Consider the following 11,930-nt stretch of genomic DNA (forward strand, 5'->3'; position numbering starts at 1 on the left):
TTCTATCAGTAAACATCGCGGCCTTTATAAGACCGCTCCAACGGTTCGCGCGCCGAGTTGGTGTTGGAGCCTTATCAAAGATGAGGCGATTTCTATCAGTAAACATCGCGGCCTTTATAAGACCGCTCCAACGGTTCGTTCGCCGAGTTGGTGTTGGCGCCTTATCGAAGATGAGGCGATGGCCACCAGCTCGGTAGCATCGCCTGTATCTCAGGCGATGCAAATCGAGGATCAATCAGCGTCAGCGTTCCTCGATCCTCAGCCGTGCGTATCAAACGCCCACAAGCTTGAATTACCTTTTGCAAACCTGGGTAAAGGTAGGTGTACTCATATCCCTTTCCGAAACGCTCATCAAAACTGTTTCGCATCAGATCATGAAACTCATCAAAGGGCGGTAGCCCCAAGGTGGCAACCGTTACGCCAATCAGTCGATCTCCTGGAAGATCGACCCCTTCCGAAAAAAGACCACCCAGTACAGCCAAACCCAGTTTTCGACTCGTTGGTGAAAAAGCATCTAAAAAGTCCTGTCGCTCGGCATTGGACATGGCCTGCCTTTGCGGATGCAGATCAATATCTGGGTCCATCTCAGCAACAGCCTTTTCAATCTCGTTTAGATAACTAAAGCTGGAGGAGAAGAAGAGGTGGTTGCCTGGATTTTGGTGATACAGCTCCACCAGTAACTCTGCGATAGGTTGTATCGAACGCGCTCTGAATTGATAACGAGTATCGATATCTCTGCGAAGGGTTAATCGGATCTGGTCAGGTTCAAAGGGTGAAGGCAGCGACCCTGATACGGGTTCATTTAGACCAAGCAGTTGTTGGTAGTAGTCAAACGGCTTTAGCGTGGCAGAGAACATCGTCAAGCTGTGAAGAGATTGCCAGCGCTCAACTAGGAATAGCGATGGATCCATATTGAGTATGGCTAACTCGCCTCTGCCTCTACGGCGTTTCTCTACTCGGGCAATGGAGTGCTCGCCAAACTGTTCAGCCAACTTTAAATAGGCCGAAGAGGCAAAGAGTAGATTTTGCAGCTCCATGCTTGATGGGTCCATGGCCAGCTCTTCACCGATGACTGAGCAGAGTTTCTGCAGTGCATTCTCTAATGTCTCTGGTAGGTAGTTAATAAATTCTTGTTCACCTGTTCGATCACTAAACAGCTGTTGCCACGCGCGTTGCACAGAATCCAAGGCGCGTTGTAAATCCTGATTGTTAGTATCAAAACGATAATCAATCTGGCGAAGTTCCAGCGAGTAGAGGTCGCGACAGCGGCTGATCAAATTGTGAGACTCATCCACCAGTGCCGAGACCTTTCGCTCATCTTGTACAAGGTAGCCATACAAAATAGCACTAGGTGCTAGAAATTGATTGATATCAGCCACCACAATATCCGCCCAACGCGCCAATTCTTGCCCTAAAAAGTAGGGGCAGAGGGAGTGCTGCTTGGCGAGCCTTTGCAGAGCGGTCTGATCAAAGGTCTGTTGTTGTTTTGTAAACGCTTCATCACGAGCAGCCGGTAGGCGATCAAAAAAGCCTTTTGCCAGTGGGCAGCTATCGCCCTGGCAGAGCTTGTCTGGCTCGATGCAGCCTGCCTCTTTTGAGGTCATCTCTACAAGCGAGAGCGGAATGGGTGAGTCGCTTTGAATTAACTCAAAGGCATCCAGTGCCACTCTACGGGCTGTATTTCGGGTTGTCAGATAGTAGAGGCTGTCCAACGACTCGGTCTGAAGCGCCTTAATCGCTGGAAACAGGGTGCCCAAGGTTTTTCCTGAGCCAGTGGGTGCCTCTATAAGTAGTTGTTTAGCTCTGTTGTTCGCTTTGTAGACGGCTTCAGCCAGCTCCCGTTGCCCTTTTCTGAAATGGGGAAAAGGGAAAACGAGCGACGCAATATGGCTTTGCCGAGCCGCTCGGTGTTGATCGAGAGTGCTCTGCCAGGTTTGATAGTGAGTCACTCGTTGTTTGAGCTCTTCGATCAGCTCTGCAGCATTCACAGTAAAGTCGAAGTGTGTAACTTCGTCGGAAGCGATCTCCAAGTAGCTCAATCTTAGATGGATCTCATGCAGTGATTCACTCATGCATAGCATGGCACCATAGCTACGAAGTTGTGCCAGATGAAGCTGTCGCTGTCCCGTTGACTGGCGTTCAAGATCCCCTCGGTGTGTCTTTATCTCTTCAACACGATTCTGGCTAGGGTCCCAACCATCGGCTCTGCCTTTTAGGTGGAAATCTTTGATATCCACAGCCACAGGGAACTCTGGGATATAGCTCTTGGGACGACGCATTTGCAGTCGTTTATGCCCCTGTATTCCCTCCAGTGCTGTGGGGGCCGGCGTATATCTTAGATCGATATCACCAGATCGATCACAAAACTCACATAGGGTGCGAACGGAGAGGGCTCTCATTCGGGGTGGCTCCACTCGATCCAGTAGACGGAGCAGGGGATGTCATGACGAACAAAAAAATCGAGCCAGAGTTTTTGGTTGTCTTGAATGCGATCGCCTGGCCCCTTCACTTCGATCAGTTCATAACTCTCGTCGTCACTGTTAAATCGAATCAGATCAGGGAAACCACTGCGATGCGTTCGAATGTCCATCAAAAGTCGTTCAAAAATCCTTTTTAAATGCTCTGCAGGGATAAAATTTAATGCCCGCTCTACAAGCTCCTCTGTCAGTACAGACCAATGGATGAAGCTGTTTGTTATACCCTGTTTCTCTCTGAATCGTTGCCGAATGGTTTCACGATACTGGCCCGTTTCGATTTGAGTCATCGCCTCGGCAATAAGAGGGTAGCGTCTCTCTTTGAAGTGACTTCGGTAGAGGTCGGCTGGGCGGGATTGGAAGGGGTTAAAAAAAGCGCCTGGAACCGGGGCATAGATCACATCCCAGAAGAGCAGGCCAAAGAGTCCATTGATTAAGTGGTTTTCGACGTAATGGCCGTGCGAGTTTTCGCTCGTTAAGTGCTCTGCAACCTGTCGTTCAACGGATACCCCCTCTATTTGATCCAGGGTTAATCTCTGTTGAGGCGGGGCTAGGAGTGCAGACGCACTGTACTCAACGCCCAGTTTTTTACTGCTACGTTTTAACAGACGCTGGTAGGCAAGTTGAGTTAACGGAGTAGGATTGTCCTGTTGAAATAGCCGTGTCCGCTCATGACACTCTTCCAGTTTCCCTAAGCGCTCTAACAGGCGGAGTTCGCGTATGTGAGCATCTTGAATACTCAGTTGCTGATAGACCCTTAGCGCCTCTGTTTGATCCTCGCGCTCCAACTCTCTCGCCAATAGATAGAGGACGCGATCTTTGCGACCTGCCAGCCAACTGCTTATCGGTTCGATTCTTTGGGTGGCTAGGACTCTCTCTTCAATCGATAAGAGACTATCGCCGGTCAACAGATGCTCTAATTCGATGTATTGATCAAGGTCCTCTCTGCGATGAAACGCTCGACTCTCTAGGCTAAGTTCAACGGGCTCATATTTGAAGTAACCTAGCTCCGTAACGACAAATTCACTCCAGCTTTGATGCAGGTTGCCAAAAAACATCAACTTGAGACGCTCAAACAGCGGATCACACAAAAGATGGAGAGTATCACCAAGCACAGGTAGATGCTGGTGAAGGGGAAGGGGGGCAGTGCTACTCCTTTGCAGTGAGTCATACAGGGTCTGTTTTGAACTGCTTTTACTCAATGGCTTTGAGCTCAGTTGGTTGTGAAGCATCAACAACTCTTGCCGATTAAGCAGTTTGAAACACTCTTGAACGGATAGCGGTTGGTTGAGTGCTATCAGTTTGGCACTTACTAATGAATCAATTAGCGCTTCAGTTGGCTCTATGATCTCTTGGTAGTGATCGATGTGGCGCATCAAAAATTGAGATTGGCTGCGCATCACCATTCTTATTAACAGTGCCTTCGCTGGCTCGCTCAATGACTGAAATTGAGACAGTCTATCTAACTCTTCTTCTGTAAGAAGATCCTGATAAACCTTAACGACCCAGCCGATTAGTGTCTGTGCATTTTGTAGGTAATAGAGAGGGTTGGTTAACTCGGCTGAAGTGATTGAATGGGTCATCTTAATGAGCTTATCTCTAAACCGAAAAGGCTACAAAGTAGAAAGAAAAAAACCAAAACATTGGTTTCATTATGCCAGAAATGGACTACTCTTAAATGAGGACAAATCCCTTTTCTATCGGAAGTTATAAATGCAGTTCTCTCTTGGTAGCAATCTATTCATCAATGTCTTTTTACGATTATTAATTGTTCTGTTAGTTCCAATAGGGCTATACAGTTACACGATTATTGAGACTGAGACAGCGCGTTACGACAGTGAACGTCAAGTTACTGATGACCTGCTTGAATCCGTTGGGGTCGTTATCCAAGAGGATCTTGATTTTCTATCACAAGATTTAGAGACGTTGATCAACTCCAAAGAGATCATAGAGTACACCAATAACCCCAGCGAAGAGGCTAGACAAGGTGTTGAAAACTACTTCGCGCTTCTTTCAACGGTCAGTCGACGTTACGATCAGGTTCGAATCCTCTCAAATCTTGGGTATGAAACCGTTCGAGTGAACTACTCTTCAGGCGAGGCTGTCATCACTCCCACTGAACTTCTGCAAGACAAATCCAACCGTTACTATTTTTTCGAAGCGTTAAACCTAGGTCCGAATGAGAGTTATGCATCACAGCTTGACCTGAATGTTGAGAATGGTCAGATAGAACAGCCCCATAAACCGATGATTCGTTTAAGTCACAAACTGATAAACGATGCCGGCGATCTGGTGGGTGTATTAATACTGAACTATCTAGCTGAGAACATTCTGCATGAGATGGATGTGGCAGCAACGCTCCCAGGGAATATTGAGTTGGTTGATGATGAGGGCTACTGGATCTTTGATGAGACAGGTCAATTTAATTGGAGTCGCCAACTCGGGGGGCAAAGCAGTTTTGCCGATACTCACCAGGCGATCTGGTACTCACTCAAAGCCACTAACGATAACCAGGTCAATAAAATAGAGGAAGCCTCGGTGTTAAGGCTTCAATACCCACGTTCTATCGGAAGTCTGGTCGTTGAATCACCCCGATCACTTTATCTTATCTCCGAGTTTGAGCCCCTCAACCTTCCGAAGCTGGTACAAAAGGAGTTGCTACAACCCATTCCCATTGGCGTTGGACTAACTCTGGCGTTATTGAGCCTGTTATGGAGCCGTGCAGCCGTTAAAGAGTTGATTGCAGAAAATACTTTAAAAAAAGAGTCTGCGATACGTGAAAAAATCATCAGTAACTCACTGATCCCGACCATTTTGATCACCGATAAAGGACTGATTGTTGAGTTTAACCAGGCGGCCGAGAAGCTCTTTGGCTATACACACTCAGAGGTGCTCAATCAAAACGTCAAAATGCTGATGCCGGATCCTATGAGGTCACATCACGATGGCTATTTAGACAGCTATAAAAGAACCGGCGTTAAACATGTAGTCGAAAGCTCGCGAAAAAGTTTTGCACTGACGAAAGAGGGTCAGACCTTCCCAGTCGAAATTGCCGTGACTCAGGTCTGGATTGGTGAGAAACCCTATTTTGTCGGTAACCTGCGTGATTTGACGGCTGAGTATGAACTGGAAAGCCAAGCTCAAGCCTATCGAGAAGAGCTAGAGCAAGCTGTAGAACAGCGCACAATGGAATTGGCTGCAACGAACGAAGAGCTGATCAGTCGTTCACAAGAGGCGGAAAGGCTCGCCTCGGTTAAGAGTGAATTTTTAACCAATATGAGTCACGAAATTCGTACCCCTCTAAACTCAATTATTGCCATGTCACAGATGCTGCAGCGCAAAGGCAGTGAGTTAGATGCTGAACACATTGGTGCTCGATTAATGGCCGCAGGACAATCCCTACTTGCGGTGATTAATGACATTTTGGACTACTCAAAACTGGGTGTTCATAAGCTGGATTTGTCGCCCAGTAGTTTTGATTTAGAAAAATTGGTTAACAACTTGTCGGCGATCATGCACAGCGCTGCACTGAATAAACCGCAGGTTGAGTTGGTGATTAACAATGCCACCCATCTGGAAAATCAGGTAGTCGGTGATGAAGTTCGCATTCAACAGGTCTTAGTGAATCTCATCGGCAATGCGATTAAGTTTACTGAGTCGGGTTACGTCAAATTAGAGATCATTACGCTCAGTAAAACGGCCGATTCTGTTGAGCTTCTTTTCTCGGTCAAAGACAGTGGTATTGGCATCGCCAAAGAGAATTTGAATCTGATATTCGAAGCTTTCGAACAGGGCGAGGCAGGCACCCATTCAAAATTTGGGGGGAGTGGTTTAGGGCTCTCAATCAGTCAATCACTCCTTAACTTGATGGGATCTACGCTGAAAGTTGAGAGCCAGCAGGGTAAGGGCAGTGCTTTCTCATTTATGCTAACCATGCCTTTGGGTGATGCGTCCGTTAGACACCAGAGCCGCTCACTGGATGTATTAATCGCAGACGATCATGAGGTGGCGCGTGAAGCGATTCGATCCATTGTCGACTCGATTGGCTGGCGCTCTGAAGTGGTCAATGGTGGCGCTATGGTCATTGATAAAGTGATCAAGGAGTCAGAAATTAAAGATATCATCCTGTTAGATTGGGATATGCCGGATGTGGATGGATTAACGGTTGCGAAGCAGTTGAAAACTCATTTGCCTAGCGATAAAACGCCAATCATCGTCATGGTGACCGCTTACGGAATGGATCAAGTTAAAAGCTCATCTGACAGTCAATACGTGGATCTAATTCTTGAAAAACCGATCACAGCATCAGATCTATACGATGCCTACCAAAAAACGATTCAACCGAACGCAATTCAATACAAAGATCATGCGGCCCACTCGTTGCAAGACATACGACTGTTGGTAGTAGACGATAATGAATTTAACCGCGAGGTGGCGGTTCTATCGTTTGAATCAGAAGGGGCGACTGTTATTACCCTAAATGATGGGCAAGAGGCAGTAAATTGGCTGAAGAGTCATGCGTCTGAGGTCGATCTTATCTTAATGGATGTGCAGATGCCCATCATGGATGGTTATCAAGCAACAGAGGCTATCCGCAAAGAGTTGAAACTGGATATTCCAATTGTGGCTTTGACTGCGGGCGCTTTTGAACAGCATAAGCAGGCAGCTCTGGATTCTGGAATGAACGACTTTATCGCTAAACCTTTTGATATCGATAGGTCGATCGAAGTTATTAACAAATGGGTGTCAAATGTATCAAAGGTCGATGAGCTTTCAATAGAGGCTGCAAACATCGCTACAGAACAATCAAAGGATGCTGAAGAGTTTGATTCTGAATTTTTCAACCGAGAGCAGGCACTCTCATACTGGAAAACAGAGGCCAAGCTGAAGAGCTATTTGGTTAGGTTTAAATCGGAATATCAATCGGTTGACGAACAGCTAAAAACACTGGACCCTGTTGCAGCTGAACAGTTAGCACACAAGTTAAAAGGGGGGGCAGCGGTACTGGGTTTACCAGCAATCAGTCACAAGGCTAAAGCGTTGATGGATGTCTACAACTCACCAAGCCTTGGAGATGTTGATCTTTTAATCGATGAACTAAAAACGATACTCGATGAAACTTGGCGTTTCATCGATCAGTATACCGAGTAACTCTCAACCCATTCCTAAGGTACAATCATCGTTACGAATTAAACGATCCGGTAGCGATCGTGCCTTAGTAACAGGGATGAAACCTTGGAAAAACTCAAATTAGAACCGACCAAGCACACACTGTTTGAAGATCTACAGGCCATAGTGACGGGTACCCTTGCGGTTGCAATGGGTGTTCTATTTCTTAAAGAGGCGGGCTTATTAACAGGAGGAACTACGGGGTTAGCGATCTTAATTCACTACTCAACCGGTTTTAATTTTGGGTTGACACTGTTTCTAACCAATCTGCCATTTTACCTGCTGGCCATCGTTCAGATGGGGTGGGCTTTCACCTTAAAAACCATGCTCTCTGTTGCACTGGTCTCCTTACTGACAGAATTGGTTCCAAACTGGTTGGTCATAGAGGGAATCGATCCTCTATTTGCCAGTATCGGTGGCGGCCTCCTAATTGGAATTGGCCTTCTGATAGTCTTCAGACACCAAGCCAGCTTGGGTGGATTGAATGTTCTCGTGCTCTTCATTCAAGAACGCTACGGTATTCGTGCTGGTAAATTACAGATGGTACTGGATTCACTGATCGTGATTGCTGGTGTGTGGTTAGTCACCCCTTGGCTTTTGGCGGTCTCTGTACTCGGCGCCATCGTATTGAATTTCGTCCTGACCACCAATCATAAACCGGGCCGCTACACAGGTTTTTAGGAGTCATAATGAATCGTCGTTGTCCTGTCTGCCAAACGTCCCTTAGAGGGCCTGAGTACTCACGAAAGCGCCAATCCTACCTAACAGCATTTGACTGTCCATCCTGTGAAACGCCGCTTAAGCTGGCCAATGATGTTTACTTATGGGTGTTGCTAGCCTTTCAAGTTCTGCCAATCTCCATTTTGTCAGAACAGCTCACTGAAACTCGCTTAGCAGATACTCTCATGACCGGCTCAGGTCTTTTGACTCTAATCGGAGTGATAGGTGTCGTTGTTCGGTTTCGTTACGTGAAAGCCTAGAGTAATTGGGTTGCAATTAACCTATTGATGATTTCTATTAGAGGTTAGGCTTTAATCTCCTTGATTGATCCCTTTTGTCTTTTTTTAAGTAAGTTTTAATGCTTTTCAATAAACCGGAGAAAACAATGCAAAAGAAACTGGTTACTGCAATTGCCCTGACAATGGGTGCAACCTTATCACTTGAAGCCTTTGCGACTGAATGGAATGTCAGTCTTTGGGGTAAGCGTCGCGCCTTCACTGAGCACGTCGAAAAACTGGCGGAGTTGGTTGAACAGAAAACCGATGGTCAGTTCAAACTGAATCTATCTTACGGTGGTCTATCAAAGAACAAAGAGAACCTTGATGGTATCTCTATTGGTGCTTTCGAAATGGCGCAGTTCTGTGCCGGTTACCACCCAGACAAAAACCCATCAATTACAGTAATGGAACTTCCATTCCTAGGTGTCAGTTCGCTTCGCCAAGAGGCTGACATCTCTATGGCTGTCTACAACCATCCAGCCGCCAAGAAAGATCTAGATCGCTGGAATGCTACGCTTCTAATGCCATCTCCACTGCCGCAGTACAATATCCTTGGTAAAGGCGAAGCGCCAAGTACGCTTAAAGACTTTGAGGGCCTAGCCGTGCGTGCAACAGGTGGTATCGGTGCTGCGATGCGTGAAGTAGGTGCGGTTCCAAGTTCTATGTCGGCTTCTGAAGTTCGTCAGGCATTGGATAGCGGTGTCATCTCTGCAGCCTCTTTTGCTCCTCACGCTCACATGTCATTCGGTACAGTGGAAGTGGGTGAGTGGTGGACGACCAACCTAAACCCAGGATCAGTAAACTGTCCTGTTGTTGTCAATTCAGACGCACTTGCGGATCTGTCTGAAGAACACCGTGAAGCGCTTCTCAGCTCTGTTGACGAGTCACTGGATCACTACATCAGCTTCTATGAGAATAAAACGATGGCACGTTGGTGGCCAACGCTTGAAGAGCGTGGCATCAAGCAAGTTAGCTTCTCAGATGATGCTCTTGCTGCCTTCCGTGAGCGCGTAGCGGCGCCTGCTGCAAAAGCTTGGTTAGCTGACATGCAAGCTAAAGGTGTTGATGGTCAAGCGCTGCTTGATCTTGTTGAATCTGAATTGGCTAAGTAATTAGCGGTTCGCAGGGGGCTTTTGCCCCCTTTTTTATTGTTGGAGAGAGTATGTCTGGTAGCGCTTCCGTTTTAACAGATAACTCACTGCTCAGTCGAATCGACCAGCGTCTTTACAAACTAGAGACGGGGTTGGCTCTTTTGGGCGGTTTTACCGTGTTGGGTCTGATCATTCTAGCGGTTGTGTCCGTTGCAGGGCGTAACCTGTTTAGCCAGCCCATACCGGGTTACATTGACTGGATTGAACAGTTCATGCCTCTGATTGCCTTTATGGGTATTGCATACACTCAACGTGATGGCGGCCATATACGCATGGATATGCTGGTTAATCAGTTGAAAGGTCGGGTTTTGTGGTTCGTAGAAGCCTTAACGACTCTCATTATCCTTCTGTTAGTTATTTTATTGATTTGGGGTTCATGGTCCCATTTTGAACGCAGTTTCGATTTCTCTGCGCCTCTTTGGTCTAGGGATTCTACGATCGATATAGGCTTGCCTCTTTGGCCCGCTAAGTTACTAGCCCCCATTGCGCTCTCTGTGCTCTCTATTCGTTTGGTACTGCAAATATGGGGTTTTGCTAGAGCCTTCGTTTTAAATCAAACCTCTCCCGTCGCTGTGCCTTTGACTGAAGATATTGAAACACAGGCTCGCAAAGAGGCGGATCAGCTAGAAGAGATGGGAGGTCAATGAGATGACCAGTATTGAGATTGGTATCGTCGTTACCGGAGGTTTGTTGCTCGCTGTCGTTTTTGGCATGCGTGTTGCCTTTGCTTCAGCCGTTGCAGGTATGATTGGTTTGATTTGGATCTTTTGGGCGAAAAAGTCGTTTGACCCAGAGGACTTCACTTGGGCGTTAGGTGTGGCCGCTAAGACAGCAGGGCAGGTGCCTCACTCTAAAATCTCCAGTCAGGCGCTTTCCCTTATACCGACCTTTATTTTGATAGGTTATTTAGCCTATTACGCGGGTTTGACAAAGTCGTTGTTTGAAGCTGCAAAGCGTTGGGTAGGTTGGATGCCTGGTGGTATGGCCGTTGCAACGGTGTTTTCAACGGCGGGTTTCTCTGCGGTATCGGGAGCCAGTGTGGCAACCTCAGCTGTCTTTTCCCGTATAGCCATCCCCGAGATGTTAAAGCTGGGTTATGACAAGCGCTTTGCTGCAGGTGTCGTTGCAGCCGGCGGTACTTTGGCTTCGTTAATTCCGCCCAGTGCGATTTTGGTTATCTATGCCATCATTGTTGAGCAGGATGTTGGACAGCTGCTGTTAGCCGGCTTTTTGCCGGGCGCGGTCTCTGCACTGATCTATGTGGCTCTGATTGTTGGTATGGCTCTTTTGATTCCTAAACTCGGTCCACCGATTAAAGGTTACAGTTGGAAGGAGAAACTTAAATCGCTACCACCTGCACTGCCGATTGTTGCAGTCGTTGCGGTGATTATTCTTTTCACCTACAACCCATTTGGTGAATCTTTGGGTACCCCGACTGAGGGCGGTGCGATTGGTGCTTTTATTGTGTTGGTGATGGCGATTGCTAATGGCATGACCTTTAAACAATTGACCAAAGCGATCTTAGATACAGCCAAACTCTCGGTCATGATGTTCACCATTATCTGGGGTGTGTTGATCTACGTTCGATTCCTAGGTTTTGCTGACCTCCCTTCGGCGTTCTCTGATTGGATTAATTCACTCGATCAGTCACCTTTCCTAACCTTGGCGCTGATTCTGTTGGCTTATGCGGTATTGGGTATGTTTATGGACGCGATTGGCATGATGTTGCTAACGTTGCCTATCGTCTATCCAACTGTCATGGCACTGAACGGTGGTGAGGCCGTATCAGCAGCAGACAGTGTGTTTGGTATGTCAGGGCCAATGTGCGCGATCTGGTTTGGCATATTGGTGGTTAAGATGGCGGAGTTCTGTTTGATCACACCACCGATAGGCCTCAATTGCTTTGTCGTTGCTGGAGTTCGGGATGACTTGAGTGTTCAGGATGTCTTTAGAGGGGTAACACCTTTCTTCATAGCGGACGCCTTTACGATTGCAGTTCTATTTATGTTTCCATCCATTGTACTTTGGTTACCTTCTTTGGCTGCTGGTTAAGCAAAGTCCCCCACTAAAAGAGCCGCACCTGTGGCTCTTTTTATTTTTATTACGTAATTTATTTAAAATCTTCTTGTTTGATCGAT

At 46.9% G+C, this 11,930-nt stretch carries 8 protein-coding genes; 6 read left to right on the plus strand and 2 right to left on the minus strand.

The features are described from left to right. Window positions 1–161 precede the first annotated feature (161 nt). Together XMM312_RS10255 and XMM312_RS10260 are read right to left on the minus strand one after the other, a co-directional pair. Window positions 162–2,399, minus strand: a complete 2,238-nt coding sequence (locus tag XMM312_RS10255) for an ATP-dependent DNA helicase (RefSeq protein WP_173489192.1) — start codon at window positions 2,397–2,399, stop codon at window positions 162–164. Further along, complete coding sequence (locus XMM312_RS10260; RefSeq protein WP_173489193.1) at window positions 2,396–4,057, minus strand: VRR-NUC domain-containing protein; 1,662 nt, start codon at window positions 4,055–4,057, stop codon at window positions 2,396–2,398. The genes XMM312_RS10255 and XMM312_RS10260 overlap by 4 nt, the downstream gene beginning before the upstream one ends. Window positions 4,058–4,187: 130 nt before the next feature. Here XMM312_RS10260 and XMM312_RS10265 point away from each other — a divergent pair, with 130 nt between their 5' ends. From XMM312_RS10265 to XMM312_RS10290, 6 genes are all read left to right on the plus strand, one after another. Then, window positions 4,188–7,625 (plus strand): response regulator, encoded by a 3,438-nt coding sequence (locus XMM312_RS10265; RefSeq protein ID WP_173489194.1) that lies wholly within the window; start codon window positions 4,188–4,190, stop codon window positions 7,623–7,625. An 84-nt stretch (window positions 7,626–7,709) separates the two neighbouring features. Further along, complete coding sequence (locus XMM312_RS10270; RefSeq protein ID WP_254442928.1) at window positions 7,710–8,324, plus strand: YitT family protein; 615 nt, start codon at window positions 7,710–7,712, stop codon at window positions 8,322–8,324. An 8-nt stretch (window positions 8,325–8,332) separates the two neighbouring features. Beyond that, window positions 8,333–8,623, plus strand: a complete 291-nt coding sequence (locus XMM312_RS10275) for a hypothetical protein (protein ID WP_173481073.1) — start codon at window positions 8,333–8,335, stop codon at window positions 8,621–8,623. A gap of 125 nt (window positions 8,624–8,748) precedes the next feature. After that, on the plus strand, window positions 8,749–9,753 hold the full coding sequence (gene dctP, locus XMM312_RS10280) for a TRAP transporter substrate-binding protein DctP (RefSeq protein WP_173489195.1): 1,005 nt from the start codon (window positions 8,749–8,751) through the stop codon (window positions 9,751–9,753). A gap of 50 nt (window positions 9,754–9,803) precedes the next feature. Continuing rightward, complete coding sequence (locus XMM312_RS10285) at window positions 9,804–10,439, plus strand: TRAP transporter small permease subunit (protein ID WP_173489196.1); 636 nt, start codon at window positions 9,804–9,806, stop codon at window positions 10,437–10,439. Window position 10,440: 1 nt separating this feature from the next. Then, window positions 10,441–11,844: a TRAP transporter large permease gene (locus XMM312_RS10290; protein WP_173489197.1), complete on the plus strand. Its 1,404-nt coding sequence runs from the start codon at window positions 10,441–10,443 to the stop codon at window positions 11,842–11,844. Window positions 11,845–11,930: the final 86 nt, after the last annotated feature.

The sequence above is a fragment of the Marinobacterium sp. xm-m-312 genome (assembly GCF_013283295.1).
Taxonomy (GTDB): Bacteria; Pseudomonadota; Gammaproteobacteria; order Pseudomonadales; family Balneatricaceae; genus Marinobacterium_E.